Here is an 18,395-nt window from a genome sequence, read left to right on the forward strand (position 1 = left end):
TCGCACCGCTTGGCGAGAGCGTGTGGCGGGAGAGATCGCGGAGAATTACAGGGCGTCCGGCGGCAGCTGGCGAGCGTGCAGGACGCGGAGGATCAGAGGAAGCTTCCCCGGTCGAATTCGGTACACGATCCGGTGCGATTTAAAGAGGTAGCTTCGCGTTTCACCGGACATGTCATCGACCGGGACACCCGCGAAGGGAAACTCGGCTATGAGGCGGAAAATCTCCAGCATTTGATCGCGGTAGCGGTCGGCCTGGTCGATCCCGTGGTCTTCGGCGCCCTGGAAATAGATTTGGCGAAGGTCGTGTTGGCCTCTTTGGCTAACCTCAATCTTTATAACCACGTTCAATGGCCTCCGCGCGCGCCTCGGCGAAGATCTCCTCGACCGATTGCTCGCTTATACCACTCTCTTCGCCTTCGCGTATCAGGCGAATGAATTCCGCGCGCTTCTGCTTGATTTCCTCGTCCTTGCGGATGAGATCGCGCACGTAATCGCTGGCGCTGGCATAGCGGCCCGAGCCGACCGCTTCGTCGACAACGGCTTTCAGGCCTTCGGGAAGGGAGACATTCATGGTCGGCATGACAGCCACTCCTTGATCAAAGAGTGGCAAATATTGCCATGAATGCCGTCCCGATACAATTGTCGCTGGCGGCCTTCCGGCTCAGGCGCTCAATTCGATGTCGTAATTTTCGATCACCGGGTTGGCGAGCAGCTTGTCGCACATCTCCTTGACGCGCGCTTCGGCTTCTTCGGCGTCGGCGGTTTCAAGGTCGAGCTCGATCAGCTTGCCCTGGCGGGCGGCGCTGACTTCCTCGAACCCGAGATGGTTGAGCGAGTGGGCCACGGCCGAGCCCTGCGGGTCCAGGACGCCGGGTTTGAGATAGATGTGGATGCGCGCTTTCATCACTTCGCCTCGTTGGCTTCGGACGGGCCGTTTTCCTTCATGATGCCGAGCCGGCGCGCCACTTCGGCATAGGCCTCGGTGACGTTGCCCAGATCGCGGCGGAAGCGGTCCTTGTCCATCTTCTCATTGGTCTCGATGTCCCACAGCCGGCAGGAATCGGGGCTGATCTCGTCCGCCAGGATGAGGCGCGGCATGTCGTTCTGGTCGTAGACCCGGCCGTATTCCAGCTTGAAGTCGACCAGACGGATGCCGGCACCGGCAAACAGGCCGGACATGAAATCGTTCACGCGCAGCGACATGGCGAGCATGTCGTCAATGTCCTGGGTCGTGGCCCAGTTGAACGCGGTGATGTGTTCCTCGCTGACCATCGGATCTTCGAGCGCATCGTTCTTGTAATAGAATTCGACGATGGAGCGCGGCAGTGCCTCGCCTTCTTCCAGCCCGAGGCGCTTGGCGATCGAACCGGCCGCGACATTGCGCACGACGACTTCGAGCGGCACGATCTCGACTTCGCGTACCAGCTGTTCGCGCATATTCAGGCGGCGGATGAAGTGAGTCGGCACCCCGATGCTGTTCAGCTGCGTCATGATGAACTCGGAGATCCGGTTGTTCAGGACGCCCTTGCCCTCCAGCGTTGCGCGCTTCTTGTTGTTGAAGGCGGTCGCGTCATCCTTGAAATGGGCGACCAGCGTGCCCGGTTCGGGCCCTTCATAGAGAATCTTCGCTTTGCCTTCGTAGAGTTTCTTGCCGCGGGACATGAGGCGTTCGCACTCCGGTACATGGCGCCGGGCCCGTCCGGTGCGAATGACTTGGTCGAGGGCGGGCCTTGCGCTCTTTCAAAAATGAGAAGAGGCGGCCCGCGAAAACGGGCCGCCAATTCGGGCGTGACCATAATGGCAAAGCCGGCCTGCTGCAACAGAGCGTCCATGCCGTCCAGCCTACCGTGACAGATTGATTATCGCGCCGCCGCACGATACTTCCAACAAGGAAAGCCCGCCTTTGATGAGAGGAATTGACATGCCGAACTTCAACGACCGCGAGAAGGCATTCGAAAACAAGTACGTTCACGACCAGGACCTCGAATTCAAGGCACAGGTGCGCCGCAACCGCCTGCTCGCGGCATGGGCCGGCGAGCTGATGGGCCTCTCCGCCGACGAGATCGACGCCTACAAGAAGGAATTGGTCAAGGTCGACTTCGAGGAGCCCGGCGACGAGGACGTGTTCCGCAAGGTGCGCGCCGATTTCGATGCGAAGAATGTGGACCAGTCCGACCACCAGCTGCGCCGCACGATGGACGAGTTGATGGCCGAGGCGCGCGAACAGGTCCGCAGCGAGGGCTGATGGCCCGGCTCGGCCGCATCGAAGAGGCCGGCGCGGACATGTCTGCCCTTCCCGCCTTGCCGGACGGCAAGATCGTGCTCGTGATGGACGGAAATTGCGCGTTGTGCTCGCTGGGCGCGCGGACCATTGCGCGCAGCGACCGCGACGATGTGTGCCGGATCGCCACCGTCCAGTCGCCCACAGGCCGGGCCTTGCTGAAACATTTCCGGCTCGACCCGGAAGACCCCTGGTCCTGGCTTGCGCTGGTCGAGGGCGAGGCGTTGACCTCCAGCGACGCAATCATCGCGGTCGGAAAGCGCCTGTCCCTTCCCTGGCGGGCGCTGGCCCATGTCGGGTCGTGGCTGCCGCGGGGCCCGCGCGAATGGGCCTATCGCGTGGTCGCGCGCAATCGCTACGCCTGGTTCGGGCGCAACGATCTGTGCGCCATACCCGACCCAAGGCTGCGCGCCCGCCTGATCGACAGCTGACGCGCGGTCAGCGAAGACTTGGCGGGTTGGCGCTTGGAGAGAGGCGCTAGCTGCCGCGGCGGCCCCAGCGGGCTACGCTGCCCCGGCCATCGACATGCACGAACGGACCGTGTGCGGCATTGGCGCCATAGGCCCCGATCCCGCCTGCGGGCAGCTCGTCGCTCTTGGTGAACAGCTCGCTGGCGAAATCGTACAGGAATTCCGCGTCCGCCCGGGTGACCCGGTTATCGCCGTCGATATCGTCCATCACATTATTCTGCGGATCGGTATCGACGAAGACATCGGCCGCATCCCCATACATGTGACGCGACCGCGACGCGGAGCCGATCGCCGTGTTGTAGAAGGGCGTGCGGTACCCGCTCATCACGAAGAAGCTCTCGGCATCGGTGCGGTCTGCCGCGTTCAGCTCCCGGATGAGGGCTTCGATCCGTGTCAGCATCGGCTCGGTCACCATCAGGAATTTCGGCCAGTGGGCCGGCTGCTGCTTGCAGATGAACTGGCCGATGGTGAAGTTGGGCGAGACCGGGACATCCATGTCGCCCTGCGTCAGGCGGATCAGGCCCTCGGGCGTATCTTCGGGATACTCGCCGATCCGGTAGCCTTCCATCACGGTATTGGAGCCCCGATCGTCCATCTCGCTCAGGACGAAGACGGTCAGGCGCTGTAACTCTCCATCCGGGTTGAAGGCCACCAGCCGGTGAATGCCCGGCTCGTCCGGCGCGGTCCAGCTATGGCTGCTGGCCAGGCCCGTGGCTCGTTCGCTGTCGACGCCGATGGCAAACTCGCCTTCTGCCTCCAGGCTTAGAGTCTCGCCAGGCATGAGGGTTTCATGCCAGAGCGGGTAGGGCGCCTCGTCGCCGTTCACCGCGACGTTCAGCCAAGTGTCCTTGGGCGGCGTCCGGTCGGGCCGGTTGGCAAGCTCGGTCAGAACCTCGTCCAGCCTTTCACCGCCGGCCGGCGCGCTTTCTTCTGACTGGCCGGGCGAGGACGCCGGGCTCTCCTGCACGCCAGATGGGGCTTCGGTCCGGGCTTGCGTCCGGGGCAGCTGCGTTTGCGGATCGCTTTGCGAGCTCACCTCGTCGGCGCATGCCGTCGAGGCGAACAGCGCGAACGCTGCCGTGCTGAGGCAAAGACGCTTACGCATCGGTGGGCACCTCGTCATTGCGCCCGTCGATGCGGGCTTCCTGGGTGGAATCGGTGATCGGGGTCTGGCCGGTCTGGTCGGCAAAGGAGACCGGGTTGTCCCGCATGGCCTGCAGCGTCGCCGCGTCCCAGCCATAGATGTCGGGATGGAAGCGGGCATCGCCGGTCTCGTCGACGGTGGCGGTGAAATACACGGTGTGGATCGGAACCGGGTTCTCCAGTTCGAGCCGCTCAAGCTCCTGTCCGGCGACGACGTCGCGAACGTTCTGCGCGTCCAGCCGCTCGTCCTGACTGGCCAGCCAGTCACTCATGCGCAGCGGCTCGGCCAGGCGGATACACCCGGAGCTGAAGCTGCGGTGCGCATCGTCGAACAGGTGCTGGGCCGGCGTCCCGTGCAGATAGATGGCCTGGTTGTTGGGGAACATGAATTTCAGCTCGCCCAGCGCGTTCTCTTCGCCGGGTTCCTGGACCAGCCGGTATTCCTCTGCGACGTCCTGCGTATCCCACGAGACCGTGTCCGGGTCGGCGCGCTCGCCGGTATCGCGGTCGAGCACGAAATAATCGTGGCTCTCGATGTAGTCTCCGCTCCCGCGAATATCGTCCAGCTTGTCGCGTTCCAGAATGCTCTCCGGCACGTACCAGCGCGGGTTGGCCACCAGGTATTCGAGCGAATCGGTCAGCATCGGCGTCTGCCGGCTGCTGCGGCCCACGATTGCCTTCATCTCGACGGCCACCTCCCCATCCTCATAGGCGCGCGCCTTGTAGGCGGGGATGTTCACGCGCACATGCGTCGGCGCGAAGCGTTCGGGCGCCCAGCGCCATCGTTCCAGATTGGCGTCGATGCGATCGACGAGATCGCCGGGTGTCGCGTTGAGTTCGGCCAGCGTGCTCGGGCCGACAATCCCGTCAACCTTGAGCCCCCGGTCGCGCTGGAAGGCTTTGAGAACCTCGGACAGCTCTTCGGTGAACAGCGCGGTATGCGCTTCCTCCCGTGTAGCCCCGGATTGTGTCTCGACCTCGCGCACCGGCGCGTCTGGCACGTCGTAATCCTCGGCGGCCAGACGCGTTCGCAAGTCCTCCACGATCGCATCCTCATCGCCGACCTCGATCAGCTCGCCGGGGGCGTCGATAGCCTCCCAGCTGTCGGTCTCGGCGCGCGCGCGATAATGTCCGCGCAGCTCGCGCAGGCTGGAGAATTCGTCATGGTCGGGGTCCAGCTCGCTATAGTCGAACAGGCCTTCGCCCGCCTCGGCCAGCCAGAGCGAGAGGTTCTCGGACGCGGTATCCTCGATGACGGGCGCATCGGCGATGTCGCCGGGGTCGGTGACGCCGTTGACCCGCGCATCGGCGTAAAGAAGGAACGCGGCTGTCAGTGTCAGGTCGGCCCGGGCGCGTTCGGTGTCGCTCAGCCTGTCGAGGGCGCCGATATCGCGCACACGCTCCAGCAGGCCAGGAGCGATATAGACTCCCGACTGCGGCGCCTCTTCCAGCGCACGCACAAGATCGCGCACACCCCCTCTGTCCCAGATCGAGTCGAAGACCCGGATCGCATAGGCTTTTTCCGCCGCGGTCATCAGGCCTTCGGCGTCCGGACCGATCATGGCCCGCAGCGTATCGTCCACCATCGCTTCCTGAATGGCTCCGGCCACGCTCGATTGCGCGATGGCGCCGTCCGGCCCGGTGGTCTCGCCCTGCACCTCGGGATCGACCCGGCTCATCGGCGTCTGGGCGGGCGAGGGGGTTGAGATGGCTAGAATGGCAGCGCTCGAAAGAAGAAAGGCGCGCGCAGTGCTTTGGTAAGTCATGACGTTTGAGGCGTCCTTGCGTCAGCTTTGCTGAATCAAGAGCCTTTGGAGGAGTCGCGTTCCGATTTGTCTGCAGACGCGGTCCTAGTTCGCGTCCTCGTCGTCTTTATCGTCAAGCGACTTGGGGCCTTTATCCTCTTTTGTTTCGAAGACGGAGTGTTCCAGCCTGCGCAGACCGACGAGGACAAGCAGCGCGATGACGATGGCAGTCCCTGGCAGCAGAATATGCCCGACGCCGATCGACACACCGATGGCGCCGGCGAGCCAGAGCGCGGCGGCGGTCGTCACCCCCCGCACATCGGCGCCGGAGCGGATGATCGACCCGGCCGCGATGAAGGCGACACCGGAGGTGACAGCCTCGATCACTCGGATCGGGTCAGGGCGTGACCCATCCTGCTCGCCGGTAATCATGACAGTCATGCCCAGCGCAGTCAGGGTGAACAGGCAGGCGGCCAGGCTGACCAGCATGTTGGTGCGCAGCCCGGCATTACGTTCGGGGTCTTCGCGCTCCAGCCCGATAAACGCGCCGGCAATCGCCGCCAGAAACAGGCGAAACGCCGCGACGGGGTAGGACTCCGCTGGCCCGGTCTGGAAGATGGCCTCGAACATGTCGCCTCCTCTGCTCTTTGAACGGAGGGGTGGCGCGAAGGTTCCCCGGTCAGAGCCCGAAGGACTCCCGGCGTTCGACCACCGCCAGCGCATGCTCGAACGCGCCGCGTATGTCCGCATCGCTGTAATGCATGGTGATGCGCGCCAGCCGGTCGCCGGTCTCGCGGTCGACCAGCAGCAGGAAGCCCGTGGCGCCCCTTTCTTCATCGAGAAGACGCGTCAGTCCTTCCTCCCGGGCGAGATCCTCGACACCCAGCCGCCGGCCCAGCGTGAAATCGAAGGTCACGAACTCGATGGGCGCGTCCCGGTAGTCCGCGCTGATCCGGTCCAGGCGCGGTTCGAGAACCCGGCAGGGCCCGCACCAGTCCGACCGGAAGGTCGCGGCCACCAGCCGCGGCTCCTGCGGGCTTTGGGCGAGGCTTGCCGCGGACGCGCACAGCCACAGCGCCATCACCGCGAACGCACGCCGAAGGGAAAGCTGCATCTGCGTCTCCTGTGTGAAGGCCGCGACGGGACGAAGGCCCACCGTATCACACGCTGAAATCCCGGGCGAAGCGCAGCGCAGACCCGGGACCTGGAAAGCGCTCCCCGCCTACCTCTCGCACTCATGATCGGTGAGCCCTGAGATATCGACCAGGCCGGTTTCGCGATCCACATCGATGCGCGCATGGCGCAGCACATCCAGCCCGATGATGAGGGCCGGTTCGTCCGCCCAGCCACGCACGTCGAAGGCGTGAACGTCGGCGACCGAGACATAGAACCAGCCCATGCACAAATCGCCCACCTCAAGCCCGGCCACAAGCTTGCGCTCATAGCTCACCACGGTTTCGCTGGAACTGACCCCTTCCACCTGTGTCGTCTGTGCCGAGCGGCCGCCGCGTGCTGCGCGGGCGAGCGCCATGTTGCCCAGCGACGCCGTCGCGCCGGTATCGATCATGATCTTGATCGGGGTGGACACCCCGCCCACACGCGCTTCGCCCAGCATCAGCCGTTCGGGGGAGAGGCGCAGGTCGCCGCGAAGCGGACCCCCCTCGGTCAGGCGAAGCTGTGCGGCTGGAAGGTCGAGGCTGTAGCCGCCCGCGCCAATCGCGTCCGCCCCCATCAGGCCGGCGGCATGGAAGGCACGCGTCTGATCGTCGAACAGGACGATCGCGTTGACGGCGCGGGATCCGGCGCCGAAATCGAACCCGGACAGCGTGAAGTATTCGGTGTCGAACGCGCCGGTCATCGAATCGGCACGCCGATAGCGCGATGCGTCGCGCTGATAGCCGAGCTGGGCGGCCACCGGTTCGGCGACGGCGGTGTGCGTGGTTGCGGTATCGAAAATGAAGGGAACGCGGTCGACCGGTTCGAGATAGCCGCGAAACCGGACCGGTTCGCCCAGGTCGACCGTGATCGAGTAATGACCGGCAACGGCCTGGTGCAGATCATAGCTTCGATCCTGCGAGGCCACCCCAGGCGTGGGGCCGGCCACGCTCATGGCCGCTCCCGCTGCAATCCCTGCTGCAATCCCCGCTGCAATCATCGACAGGACGGCCACGCTGTCTCCCTTCGCACGGTCTCGTTGCGAATTAGAGCGCGGCCATCATCGCGATGCAAGGCGAGGCTTAGCTCGCCCCGAACACCCGCGCGAAGATGGTGTCGACATGCTTGGCGTGGAAGCTCTCGTCGAACAGCGCGTCGATCTCGCGGTCCGAAAGCCGGTCCATGACCTCGCCATCGGCCTTCAGCCGGTCGCGCAGATGCCCGCCTTCGTCCCACGTCGCCAGCGCATTGCGCTGGACCAGGCGGTAGGAGTCTTCGCGGCTGACCCCCTTCTGGGTCAGGGCCAGCAGCACGCGCTGCGAATTGTGAAGCCCGCCCTGCGCATCCAGATTGGCCTTCATGGCTTCCTCGCGCACGACCAGCTTCTCGATCACGCCCGCCGCGCGATGCAGGGCGAAATCGAGATGGACGGTGGCGTCCGGCCCTATCCCGCGCTCGACCGAAGAGTGGGAAATATCGCGCTCGTGCCACAGCGCGACATTCTCCATGGCCGGCATCACCGCCGAGCGCACGAGGCGCGCCAGGCCGGTCAGGTTCTCGGTCAGGATCGGGTTGCGCTTGTGCGGCATGGCCGAGGAGCCTTTCTGCCCCTTGGAGAAGAATTCTTCGGCCTCGCGCACTTCGCTGCGCTGGAGGTGACGGATTTCCACCGCCAGATTCTCGATCGAGCTCGCCACCAGGCCAAGCACGGCGAAGTAGTTCGCGTGCCGGTCGCGCGGGATGACCTGGCTGGAGACCGGCTCGGGCGTCAGGCCGAGCTGCTCGGCGACATGCTCTTCCACGCGCGGATCGATATTGGCGAACGTGCCGACCGCGCCGGAGATGGCGCAGGTCGCGATTTCCTCGCGCGCGGCGATGAGGCGGGTGCGGGCCCGGTCAAACTCGGCATAGAAGCGCGCCAGCTTGATACCGAACGTGGTCGGCTCCGCGTGGATGCCGTGGCTGCGCCCGATGCAGACCGTGTTCTTGTGCTCCTTCGCCCGTGTCGCCAGCGCGGCCAGCAGCCGGTCGAGGCCGGCCAGCAGCAGGTCGGCGGCATCGCGCATCTGCACCGCCAGGCAGGTGTCCAGCACGTCCGAACTCGTCAGGCCCTGGTGCACGAAGCGGGCCTGCTCGCCCACATGCTCGCCCAGATGGGTCAGGAAGGCGATGACGTCGTGTTTGACCTCGCGCTCGATTTCGTCGATGCGCGCAATGTCGAATTCGACATCCTTGGCCGTCCACACCGCTTCGGCTGCCGATTGCGGCACGACGCCCAGCTCGGCCAGCTTGTCGGTCGCGTGCGCTTCGATCAGGAACCAGATCCGGTATTTGTTTTCCGGGCTCCAGATCGCTTCCATTTCCGGGCGGGTATAGCGGGGGATCATGTCTTACTCGGTCTCTTCACGGGGCTGGCCGGGGACGTGCGCGACCGCCTCGATGGCGACACGCGCGCCCGGCTGGGGCAGGGCGGCAATTCCCACGACGCTGCGCGCCGGGGCATGGGGGCGAAGGCGCGTGCCGAAAGCGCGCTGCCAGGCCCTGGTAAAGCCCGCGCTGTCGATCTCGCCGGTCTCGGCCACGATCATCACACGGGTGAAAACGAGGGTCTCATAGCTCAGACCCCGGTCGCGCAACACCTCGTCCAGCACGGTCAGCGCAGCCCCGGTCTGGCTTTCCACATCGCCGGGAATGCGTCCGGTCTCGTCGGCCGGGGCGGTGACTGCCGAAACAAAGACCAGATCGCCCGCCTCGGCCAGCGTCCGGTAGGCACCCAGCGTTCCGGACCGCACCTCGCTCAGGCTGGCGGACGCAGGTTCGCTGGCTTCAGGCTCACGCTCCTGCCCGCAGGCGCCGAGCATCATCGCGCCGCAAAGCGCCAGGGAGGAAACGGAAAATCGCGCAGCGCGCATCTGTTGAGCCTTCAAGCTGGAAAGGGCCGTGTCACAGCGAGAACGCCCGATTGTCCCGGTCGCGTCAAGCCGTGCGCCGCCGCTCCAGATGCGCCGCGGCCAGGAAGCAGAGCGCCCCGACCAGGTAGAGGCTGATCCCGGCCAGCAGCGACACGCGCAGCGCCTCGCCCGCGCCCAGCATCGGAGTCAGCGCGCTCGACAGGCTGCCGATCGCCAGCGGGCCAAGCCCGAAACCGAGCAGGTTGTTGATCAGCGCGATGATCGCCGCGACCGAGGCGCGGATGCCGGGGTGGGACAGATTCTGTGCCGCGGCCAACGTCGGGCCGAGCCAGACATAGCTGAGCAAGGTGGGCACGATCAGGAGCAGGATCGTCGCCATGCCGCTGCCGGCCAGAAGCGCGATGATGAAGAGCGGCGTTGCGATGAGCTGTGCGATGCCCGGCACCAGCCCGTAGGCGCCGCGCACCTTTGGCGCGAACCGGTCGGCCAGCCATCCGCCCGCGACCGCCCCCGCCATGCCGAACAGGAAGACCGGGGAGAGATACATCCCGACCGCATCCAGCGACATGCCTTGCGAGCGCTGCAGGAAGCTGGGCACCCACTGATAGAGCGCGTAGCCGGCAAACGAGGTCGAGGCGGCGGCTGCGGCGAACATGAACAGGGCCGGGGTCTGCACCATGTGGGCAAAGGCGGCCAGCGTGCCCGAACGCGAGGCGAGGGGCGCGTCCGGCGTCACCTTTTGTTGCGCCGGCGCTGCGCTATCCATCTGCCCGCGTGCCGGTTCGCGGATGGTCAGCACCATCAGGACCGCCAGCACGATGCCGGGCAGGGCCAGAATGTAGAATGCCGCCCGCCAGGAGAGCGCATCGGCCAGCATGGCGCCGAGCAGTGTGCCAGCGGTCAGCCCCAGCGGGGCGCCGACGCTGAACACGCCGATGGCAAAGCCGCGCCGGTGTTCGGCAAAGAAGTCCGACAGGACCGAATAGGAGGGCGCCACGCCGCCGGCTTCGCCCACTGCCACCCCGATCCGCGCGGCGGCGAGGTGCACGAAGCCCTGCGCCATCCCCGTCAGCGCGGTAAAGCCGCTCCACAAGGTCGCGGCCATCGCGATCAGCCTGATGCGGTGCGTCCGGTCGGCGAACCAGGCGATGGGCACGCCCAGAATGGCGTAGAACAGCGCGAACATGGTCCCGCCCAGCAGGCCGAGCTGCCAGTCCTGCAAGCCGATATCGTCGCGAATTCGCTCCTGCAGCACGGCAAAGAGCTGGCGGTCCATGAAATTGACCGCATAGACCAGCATCAAAACCGTCAGGACATACCAGGACGTGCCGGCACGCACGGGGGATGGGCTCGCGTCCGTCGTCTCCGCCATTCACCGCACTCCCGGACCGATTCGTGTTCCCAGCCTTGTCAGGCTGGGCGTATTCGTCTCTGGATTCCAGCGTCGTAGGGATGAGAAGTTAACGCGTAAGAATTGAAAATATATCGATTTTTTGGTGTCGATCGACAGATTGCGACCGGTCGGGGAGGGGATATTTCAGCCCCGTGCCGCAGTTGAAAAGCACCACGCGCGCATCGCGTTCGAGCCGCCCGTCCGCCCGCGCCTGCTGCGCTGCAGCAAGCGTGGCTGCGCCTTCCGGGCACAGGAGCAGGCCGTCCTTCTCCCCGCACAGCGTGCGCGCGTCCTCGATCTGCTCATCGCTGACCGCGATCGCCGCCCCGCCGGATTCGCGCACGGCATCGAGAATGAGAAAATCGCCGATCGCCTTGGGTACGCGGATGCCGGTCGCAACCGTTGTGGCATTCTCCCAGGCCGGGGCGTGACGCTCTCCCGCCTCGTAGGCCCTCACGATGGGCGCGCAGCCTTCGGCCTGCACGGCGAACATTTTTGGCCGCTCGCTGCCGATCCAGCCGAGCTTTTCCATCTCGTCGAACGCCTTCCACATGCCGATCAGACCGGTGCCGCCTCCGGTGGGGTAGAAGATCGCGTCCGGCAGCGTCCATCCGAGCTGGAAGGCGAGTTCGATGCCCATCGTCTTCTTGCCCTCGATCCGGTAGGGCTCCTTCAGGGTCGAGACATTGAACCAGCCCGCCTCTTTATCCAGCTGCGCCACCAGCGCCCCGCACTCATGGATCAGCCCGTTGACGCGGAAGACCCGGCCGCCCTGCGCTGCGATCTCGCGCACATTCACCTCCGGCGTATCGGACGGGCAGAAGGAATAGGTCTCCATCCCCGCCCGCGATCCGTAGGCCGACAGGGCCGCGCCCGCATTGCCGTTGGTCGGCATGGCCAGGCGCGTCAGGCCGAAGCTTTTCGCCATCGCCACGGCCAGCGCCAGCCCCCGCGCCTTGAAACTGCCGGTGGGAAGCCGGCCCTCATCCTTGACCAGAAGCGGACCGGACAGGCCGATCGCCGCCGCGCTCTGCGGGCAGTCGACCAGCGGCGTATCCACCTCGCCCAAGCTGACCACATCCTCGTCGCGTGCGACCGGCAGCAGCTCGCGCCAGCGCCAGAAGCCGGGCTCGCCCGCGCGCGTGCGCGCCGCAATCTCGTCGCGGTCGGCCCGGTCCTTCATCGCCTCCAGGTCGTAGCGCGCCAGCAGGGGCCAGCCTTCGGGCGACAGATTGTGCGCCCGGTCCTTCTCCACACGCTCTCCCGTCATCGCGCATTCGAGATGGGTGAAGAAATGAGCGGGCGAGGGCATGGACGAATTCTCCGTGTAATTGATCGGTCGACAGTCTAGTCTTGCCCGGTTGGACCGGGCAGGGGATGCACATGGCACAAGTCATCGGGCTGGGCGGAGTTTTTTTCAAGGTGGCCGATCCGGAGGCCACCATGGACTGGTACCGCAACGTGCTCGGCGTGAGCGTGAATGAGTATGGCGGAGCCGATTTCCTCCATGCGAATAGCGCGCAGGGCCGAACTCAGTCGGCGCGCACCATATTTGCGCCCTTCAAGACGGAAACCGACTATTTCCAGCCCTCCGGCGCCGCTTTCATGATCAACCTCATGGTCGACGATCTCGACGGCGTGCTTGAACTTGTCCAGGCGGCCGGCGTGCCGCTGGAGGGCGATCGGCAGGACTATGATTACGGCCGCTTCGCCTGGGTCATGGATCCCAACGGCATCAAGGTCGAGTTGTGGGAGCCCATCGAGCCGGCGTCCTAGAGCAGGCGGCCTAGAGCAGGCCCATCGCCTTGAAGCTCGCCGTCCGGTCCCGCCCGATCACCAGATGGTCGTGAATGACGATGTCGAACGGCCGCGCGGCCTCTTTCAGCCGCTTGGTCATCTCGATATCCGCGCTGGAGGGCGTCGGATCGCCGCTGGGATGGTTGTGCACCAGTATGAGCGCCGAGCAGTCCAGCGCCAGCGCCTGCTTGACCACTTCGCGCGGATAGACCGGGGCATGATCGACCGTGCCGCGCGCCTGAAACTCGTCGGCAATCAGGCGGTTCTTCTTGTCCAGGAACAGCACCCGGAACTCCTCGGTCGTCGCGTGCTGGAGGGCCGTGCGGCAATAGTCGACCAGCGCCGACCAGGAGGAGATGACCGGGCGCCCGGTGACCTGCTCGCGCGAGATGCGCACCGCGGCCGCATGCAGCAGTTTGAGATCGAGCGCGATCTTCTGCGATATGCCCTCGATGGCTTCCAGCTGCGCCATGTCTGCCGCGCAGACCCGCCCCAGATCACCGAACCGCCCGATCAGCGCCTTGGCCACCGGCTTGACGTCCCGGCGCGGGATGGAGCGGAACAGGAAAAGCTCCAGCAGCTCGTAATCGGCCAGCGCGGCCCCTCCGACCTCGGCAAAGCGCGCGCGCAACCGGTCCCGGTGCCCGTGGAAATGGGGTTTGACTGCATCGGCCATCACAGCGCCTACACTAGGCGCAGCGCCGCGCACGTGTCAGCTGAAATCACCGGGCAAAATCGCGTCTTGCGAGAAAGTTGCGCGCCTACCAGGGCGGGCAGTCATAGCCTTTGGGCGATTTGGTGAAGATTTCCACCCCGTCCTCGGTCACGCCCACCGAATGCTCGAACTGGGCCGACAGCGACTTGTCGCGCGTCACCGCCGTCCAGCCGTCTGACAGGACCTTCACCGTCGGCTTGCCGTCATTGAGCATGGGTTCGATCGTGAAGAACATGCCCGGCTCCAGCACTTCGGCCGTTCCGCGTTCGCCGAAATGGAGCACGTTGGGCGCGTCGTGAAACAGGCGCCCGATGCCGTGGCCGCAGAAATCGCGTACCACCGAGGTGCGCTGGGCTTCGGCATAGTCCTGGATGGCCGCGCCGATATCGCCGAACGTATTGCCCGGCTTGACCTCGGCGATGCCGCGCATCATCGCTTCATACGTCACCTCGACCAGGCGCTCGGCCTTGCGGCGCACCTCGCCGACCGTGAACATCCGGCTGGTATCGCCGTGCCACCCGTCCACGATGCAGGTCACGTCGATATTGACGATATCGCCGTCGCGCAGCGGCTTGTCGTTGGGAATGCCGTGGCAGACCACGTGGTTGAGCGAGGTGCAGGACGACTTGGTATAGCCACGATAGAACAGCGTCGCGGGCACCGCGTCGTGGGCGAGGAAGAAATTGCGGACCTTGTCGTCGATCTGCTGGGTCGTGATGCCCGGCTGGACGAAGCCGACCAGCTCGTCGAGCGCACTGGCCGCCACATGACCGGCCTTGCGCATTCCCTCGAAGCCTTCCGGCCCGTGGCGCTTGATCCGCCCGTCTCGGGTGGCACCCTCAAGTTCGAGATCTGCGTCGCTCAACTCTCATTCTCCATCGGCATTGGCCTTCATATAAACCGGCCCGGGCGTCAATGAAACGCCCGGGCCGTAATTGGGTTCGCGTGATCTGCCCCTAATCAGGATTAAACGGGCTGTCCGCATTCCAGGCCGGGCGTGCGTCCGCATTGGCGATCGAGCTGATGATCTCGTAATTGATGCGGGCAAATTTCGCGCCCTGGTCGAAGAGCACGCCGGCATCGGCCTCGTCGCCGGGACCGTGATAGTCGCCGCCGAGGAACTGCAGGAAGCCCTGGCCCTCGTCATCGGCCTCGTCCGGGGAGGAGAAGCCGGTCATCAGGAAGAGCGACGGCACGCCGTGGCGCACGAAATGATAATGGTCGGAACGCGTGAACAGCGCCTGTTCCGGCATCGGGTCCGGCGTCAGATAGGCATCGGCGCGCAGCGCGGCGGCTTCGGCGATGGGCCCGAGGCTCGAATGCTCGGCCCCGAATGCGATGAGGTCGTCGAAGACATAGCGGATCACCGGCATGTCAAGATTGACGTTGGCGACCATCTCCTCAAGCGCCGGCGTCGGGTTGGCCGCCAGATGGGCGGCGCCCAGAAGGCCCTTCTCCTCGGCCGTCAGCGCGACGAAGGCGACCGTGCGCCGCGGGGCTCCGGCCTCGCTCATCGCACGCGCGGTTTCCAGCATGATCGAGGTGCCCGACGCATTGTCCAGCGCGCCATTGCAGATACGGTCCTCGTCCGAAAGCGGCTGGCAGATGCCGATATGATCGAGGTGCGCGGTGACCACCACCACCTCGCCGGCCAGCTCCGGGTCCGAGCCCGGCAGGATGCCGATCACATTGCCGCTCTCGATGATCTCGCGCTGCGTCGCCTGGGCCAGGTAAACGCTCTTGCCCAGCGCGAAGCGCGGCAGGTCCTCGCCGGCCAGGGCGGCTTCCTTCAGCGCCTCGAAATTGTGCTCGGTTCCGTCGAACAGGATCTGCGCCCCGGCATCGCCGATGGTCGCGGTCACGTCCAGATCGGTGGCGGTTGCCGCCGCCGTGCTGGTGCTCGGCCGGCTCGCACGCGGGATCAGCCGGTCGAAATCCCACCGGGTCAGGCCTTCGGGCGCGATATAAATCAGGCCGGCTGCGCCATGGGCGGCGGCGGTCGAGGTGCGCGTGATGGTGGAGTTCAGATGGGCGGCCACGTCGCTCGGCACGTTGTCCGGTGCACCGGCCAGCGTCACCACGATCTTGCCCTCGACATCCAGGCCCTCATAGTCGGCAAGGCCCAGCTCGGGCATGTCCAGGCCATAGCCCACGAACACGGCCTCGGCTTCGATCTCGCTGGTGTCATGTTCGGCATGGGGACCGACCAGGAAAGTCTGGCCGTAGTCCAGCGCCTCGTCGCCGATCCGCATCCGGGCCGCATCGGCGACCACGGTCATGGTCTGCAGCGGCACCGGATCGTAATAGCCGTCGCTCCCGCCGGGCTCGAGGCCCAGGCGCCGGTACTCGCTCACGATATAGGCCGCCGCAATGTCATAGCCGCGCGTACCCGCCTCGCGCCCTTCCAGAAGGTCGCTGGCCAGAAACCGGATATGGGCCTCGATGGCATCGGCCGAGATGTCCGGGCCGGCCGGCTGCGCGCTCGCGCTGTCGGGTGCGGCGCTCTGGGTCTGGCAGGCGGTCAGGGCAGTCAGGGCCGCCATCATGGCGGCTGCGGTCAGCATGGGTCGCATCGATGTCAGGGCCTCCCCGCCCCGGTTTTCCAAAATCGCGCGCGAGTATAGGCAGGGGCCGTGCCGCGACAACGCTGGCGTCCAGTCGGGGTAGGGCGGGCGGGGGAGCGGCCCCGGTAAAAAAAAGGGTTGGAGAAGATTCTACTGCGGAATCCGTTCCGGCGAGTCTTGAAGCCATGGGGGCAGATTATATCCGGCCTTAGGCAGGAACCGTTGGAGCTCCTCACGCTCGATCTCTAGCGTGTCAGGTATATCGTCTGCATCGTCGCTAAATGCCGCAGATCGGATCATCCGAATCTGGAATTGCTCGTTAAGATTTCTGAATGATGGCTTGAGGTCTGCATTCTGAATATTTTGTTTGAGGTCGTGGAGTATGATCTTCTCTGTGCGCTCATCCTCCGCCATCAATACCGCGACCTGTCGAAGAGTGTATCTTTTGCGATGGCGGAACGTTGCATCTTTCTTAAAATCTCTAGGTAGAGCTGCTTCCGCACGAACACGCCGATCCCGCTCAATGCGATAGGGCGCCGCTGCCAAGTTCCAAGAAAAGATCGAAACTAAAAGGATTCCAAGCGGTAAAAGGCCATATAATGCCCAGATATATGCCTCTGACGATATGGCCTCAGCCCCGTCTCGCCAGAAGTGTACACCAAACCCAATAGACGGGGCGACAATGATAGAAATGAAGGCGGGCCACCCGCCTAGTAAGGCTTTGGTGTCTTGCCACGCCCGCTTCATCGAATCTCGAATCATTTTGCGACATTCGCACCCCAGGAGCGGGGTGTTGAGTCCTAATCATGGCGCGCCCCGCTTGTTGGCGCGCTTGCTACATGCAGTTGAGACGTCGATCACCCGTCTTTGAAGGCATCACCGCACCGCCGCGAACGCCTCGGCCGCGGCGGCGAGCTCCGGGGCCGGACGCGCATAATGATCGGCGAAGGCGGCGTCCATGCGGGCCGGCTTGCCGGTGGAAAGCTGGAAGCAGACCAGCTTGGTTCGCGCGCGAAACATCGTCTCGCCAGTGCTGACCCGGCGGAACTGATACCAGCGTTCGGCCCGCAATCGCCCGTCAGAGCGCACGATCCAGACTGCGCAGGCAATCTCTTCGCCCGCCCGGCCATGGCCGAGATAGTCGGCCTCTGTGCGCAAGATCGCCATGCCCCGGTCGGCTTCGTGGCAGTCGGCGCGGGTGTATCCGTCCGCCTCCCAGTGCGCCCACGCCGTCTCGTCGGCCCAGCGCAGATAGGCGGCATTATTGGCATGGCCGAAATCGTCGATATCGCTCTCCTGGACGGTCAGCGTGTGCACGAAGGGAGAGGGCAGGTCCCAGCCTGCGTCATCGGGGGCAATTGTCATCGGGACATCTCCAGGCCGCTTTGCCTTTGAGAGGGGAGCAGTGCATATCTGGCCCCAGCCATAGCAGGAGCGGTCGATGGGACAAAGACGGGTCAGCGCAGGCATTGTCGTGATCGGCGATGAAATCCTGTCCGGGCGGACGCAGGACATCAACGTCCAGCAGATCGCGCAGTTTCTGACCCCGCTGGGCGTGTCGGTCCGCGAGGTGCGCATCGTGGCCGACGTGACGGCGGCCATCGGGGAGGCGGTCAACACGCTGCGCGAACGTTGCGACTATGTCTTCACGACCGGCGGCATCGGCCCGACCCATGATGACATCACCGCGGATGCGATTGCCGAGGCGTTCGGCTGCGAGATCGGCGTGCGCGACGACGCCAGGGCCATCCTGGAGCGCTGGTATGAAAAGACGGGGACCGAGATCACCGAGGCGCGCCTGCGCATGGCCCGCATCCCGCACGGGGCCAGCCTGATCGAAAACCCCGTCACCGGCGCGCCCGGCTTCCAGATCGCCAATGTCTTCGTCATGGCCGGCGTGCCCAAGATCGTGCGCGGCATGCTGGAAGACGTCGCGCCGCGTATCGAGGGCGGCGCGGTGACCTATTCTGTTTCGGTGCGGCTGGAAAACGTGCGCGAAGGCGATATCGCCGCCGAGCTCGGCGAGTTGCAGGAGCGCTATGAAGACGTCTCCATCGGCTCCTATCCCTGGTTCGAGGACGAGGGGGAGAAGGGGCTGCGGCGCGGCATCGTCCTGATCGCGCGCTCGACCGACAAGGACGTTCTGGACACGCTGAAATCGCAATTCCAGGCGTTCGAAACCTCCTGATGGCCACAATTCAGGCTTGCTATGGCCTCACC

Annotated in this window: 22 protein-coding genes; 4 read left to right on the forward strand and 18 right to left on the reverse strand. The window is 65.1% G+C overall.

The features are described 5' to 3' along the window. Nucleotides 1-45: 45 nt before the first annotated feature. The 4 genes from E5162_RS00685 to purC all read right to left on the reverse strand — a co-directional run bounded on the left by E5162_RS00685 (nucleotide 46) and on the right by purC (nucleotide 1,662). The gene (locus E5162_RS00685; protein WP_158291148.1) at nucleotides 46-342 is read right to left on the reverse strand and encodes a type II toxin-antitoxin system RelE/ParE family toxin; all 297 of its coding nucleotides are present in this window, start codon (nucleotides 340-342) and stop codon (nucleotides 46-48) included. Continuing rightward, entirely contained in the window at nucleotides 326-580 is a 255-nt protein-coding gene (locus E5162_RS00690; protein WP_135943040.1) for a type II toxin-antitoxin system ParD family antitoxin, read from the reverse strand. Before E5162_RS00690 ends, E5162_RS00685 begins: the two co-directional genes overlap by 17 nt. Before the next feature lie 81 nt (nucleotides 581-661). Beyond that, nucleotides 662-904, reverse strand: a complete 243-nt coding sequence (gene purS / locus E5162_RS00695) for a phosphoribosylformylglycinamidine synthase subunit PurS (protein ID WP_135943041.1) — start codon at nucleotides 902-904, stop codon at nucleotides 662-664. Continuing rightward, nucleotides 904-1,662, reverse strand: coding sequence for a phosphoribosylaminoimidazolesuccinocarboxamide synthase (purC, locus tag E5162_RS00700; protein ID WP_135943042.1), 759 nt, complete (start codon nucleotides 1,660-1,662; stop codon nucleotides 904-906). Before purC ends, purS begins: the two co-directional genes overlap by 1 nt. A gap of 259 nt (nucleotides 1,663-1,921) precedes the next feature. Between purC and E5162_RS00705 the strand changes: the two genes are divergently transcribed. Together E5162_RS00705 and E5162_RS00710 are read left to right on the forward strand one after the other, a co-directional pair. Further along, nucleotides 1,922-2,245: a DUF1476 domain-containing protein gene (locus E5162_RS00705; protein ID WP_135944099.1), complete on the forward strand. Its 324-nt coding sequence runs from the start codon at nucleotides 1,922-1,924 to the stop codon at nucleotides 2,243-2,245. Further along, a complete protein-coding gene (locus tag E5162_RS00710; RefSeq protein WP_135943043.1) occupies nucleotides 2,245-2,712 on the forward strand; it encodes a thiol-disulfide oxidoreductase DCC family protein in 468 nt (155 codons plus the stop codon). The genes E5162_RS00705 and E5162_RS00710 overlap by 1 nt, the downstream gene beginning before the upstream one ends. Nucleotides 2,713-2,758: 46 nt before the next feature. Here E5162_RS00710 and E5162_RS00715 read toward each other — a convergent pair whose 3' ends face one another. The 9 genes from E5162_RS00715 to E5162_RS00755 all read right to left on the reverse strand — a co-directional run bounded on the left by E5162_RS00715 (nucleotide 2,759) and on the right by E5162_RS00755 (nucleotide 12,411). Further along, entirely contained in the window at nucleotides 2,759-3,856 is a 1,098-nt protein-coding gene (locus tag E5162_RS00715; RefSeq protein ID WP_135943044.1) for a D-Ala-D-Ala carboxypeptidase family metallohydrolase, read from the reverse strand. Beyond that, the gene (locus E5162_RS00720) at nucleotides 3,849-5,660 is read right to left on the reverse strand and encodes a L,D-transpeptidase family protein (RefSeq protein ID WP_135943045.1); all 1,812 of its coding nucleotides are present in this window, start codon (nucleotides 5,658-5,660) and stop codon (nucleotides 3,849-3,851) included. The genes E5162_RS00715 and E5162_RS00720 overlap by 8 nt, the downstream gene beginning before the upstream one ends. Nucleotides 5,661-5,744: 84 nt before the next feature. Next, on the reverse strand, nucleotides 5,745-6,269 hold the full coding sequence (locus E5162_RS00725; RefSeq protein ID WP_135943046.1) for an MgtC/SapB family protein: 525 nt from the start codon (nucleotides 6,267-6,269) through the stop codon (nucleotides 5,745-5,747). A 49-nt stretch (nucleotides 6,270-6,318) separates the two neighbouring features. After that, complete coding sequence (locus E5162_RS00730) at nucleotides 6,319-6,753, reverse strand: TlpA family protein disulfide reductase (protein ID WP_135943047.1); 435 nt, start codon at nucleotides 6,751-6,753, stop codon at nucleotides 6,319-6,321. A gap of 108 nt (nucleotides 6,754-6,861) precedes the next feature. After that, nucleotides 6,862-7,809: an aspartyl protease family protein gene (locus tag E5162_RS00735; RefSeq protein WP_135943048.1), complete on the reverse strand. Its 948-nt coding sequence runs from the start codon at nucleotides 7,807-7,809 to the stop codon at nucleotides 6,862-6,864. Between the two features lie 67 nt (nucleotides 7,810-7,876). After that, the gene (gene purB, locus E5162_RS00740; protein ID WP_135943049.1) at nucleotides 7,877-9,181 is read right to left on the reverse strand and encodes an adenylosuccinate lyase; all 1,305 of its coding nucleotides are present in this window, start codon (nucleotides 9,179-9,181) and stop codon (nucleotides 7,877-7,879) included. 3 nt (nucleotides 9,182-9,184) lie between these two features. Then, entirely contained in the window at nucleotides 9,185-9,706 is a 522-nt protein-coding gene (locus E5162_RS00745; protein ID WP_135943050.1) for a RidA family protein, read from the reverse strand. Between the two features lie 64 nt (nucleotides 9,707-9,770). Next, nucleotides 9,771-11,078: a spinster family MFS transporter gene (locus E5162_RS00750; RefSeq protein ID WP_135943051.1), complete on the reverse strand. Its 1,308-nt coding sequence runs from the start codon at nucleotides 11,076-11,078 to the stop codon at nucleotides 9,771-9,773. A gap of 88 nt (nucleotides 11,079-11,166) precedes the next feature. After that, nucleotides 11,167-12,411: a threonine synthase gene (locus tag E5162_RS00755; RefSeq protein WP_135943052.1), complete on the reverse strand. Its 1,245-nt coding sequence runs from the start codon at nucleotides 12,409-12,411 to the stop codon at nucleotides 11,167-11,169. Between the two features lie 71 nt (nucleotides 12,412-12,482). Between E5162_RS00755 and E5162_RS00760 the strand changes: the two genes are divergently transcribed. After that, nucleotides 12,483-12,875: a VOC family protein gene (locus E5162_RS00760; RefSeq protein ID WP_135943053.1), complete on the forward strand. Its 393-nt coding sequence runs from the start codon at nucleotides 12,483-12,485 to the stop codon at nucleotides 12,873-12,875. Between the two features lie 10 nt (nucleotides 12,876-12,885). On the opposite strand, the gene radC is transcribed toward E5162_RS00760, so the two are convergent. The 5 genes from radC to E5162_RS00785 form a co-directional block, all read right to left on the reverse strand. Further along, on the reverse strand, nucleotides 12,886-13,572 hold the full coding sequence (radC, locus tag E5162_RS00765; protein ID WP_135943054.1) for a RadC family protein: 687 nt from the start codon (nucleotides 13,570-13,572) through the stop codon (nucleotides 12,886-12,888). An 85-nt stretch (nucleotides 13,573-13,657) separates the two neighbouring features. After that, nucleotides 13,658-14,476 carry a type I methionyl aminopeptidase gene (map, locus tag E5162_RS00770; RefSeq protein ID WP_267902625.1) on the reverse strand — a complete coding sequence of 273 codons (819 nt, stop codon included), beginning with the start codon at nucleotides 14,474-14,476 and terminating at the stop codon, nucleotides 13,658-13,660. Between the two features lie 91 nt (nucleotides 14,477-14,567). Beyond that, a complete protein-coding gene (locus tag E5162_RS00775) occupies nucleotides 14,568-16,184 on the reverse strand; it encodes a M28 family metallopeptidase (RefSeq protein ID WP_135943055.1) in 1,617 nt (538 codons plus the stop codon). Nucleotides 16,185-16,325: 141 nt separating this feature from the next. Continuing rightward, entirely contained in the window at nucleotides 16,326-16,922 is a 597-nt protein-coding gene (locus E5162_RS00780) for a hypothetical protein (protein ID WP_158291149.1), read from the reverse strand. 129 nt (nucleotides 16,923-17,051) lie between these two features. After that, nucleotides 17,052-17,540 carry an acyl-CoA thioesterase gene (locus E5162_RS00785; RefSeq protein ID WP_135943057.1) on the reverse strand — a complete coding sequence of 163 codons (489 nt, stop codon included), beginning with the start codon at nucleotides 17,538-17,540 and terminating at the stop codon, nucleotides 17,052-17,054. A 76-nt stretch (nucleotides 17,541-17,616) separates the two neighbouring features. On the opposite strand from E5162_RS00785, the gene E5162_RS00790 reads away from it, so the two are divergent. Beyond that, nucleotides 17,617-18,363: a competence/damage-inducible protein A gene (locus E5162_RS00790; protein WP_135943058.1), complete on the forward strand. Its 747-nt coding sequence runs from the start codon at nucleotides 17,617-17,619 to the stop codon at nucleotides 18,361-18,363. The last annotated feature ends 32 nt before the right edge of the window (nucleotides 18,364-18,395 follow it).

This window comes from Marinicauda pacifica (genome assembly GCF_004793635.1).
GTDB classification, from domain to species: Bacteria; Pseudomonadota; Alphaproteobacteria; order Caulobacterales; family Maricaulaceae; genus Marinicauda; species Marinicauda pacifica.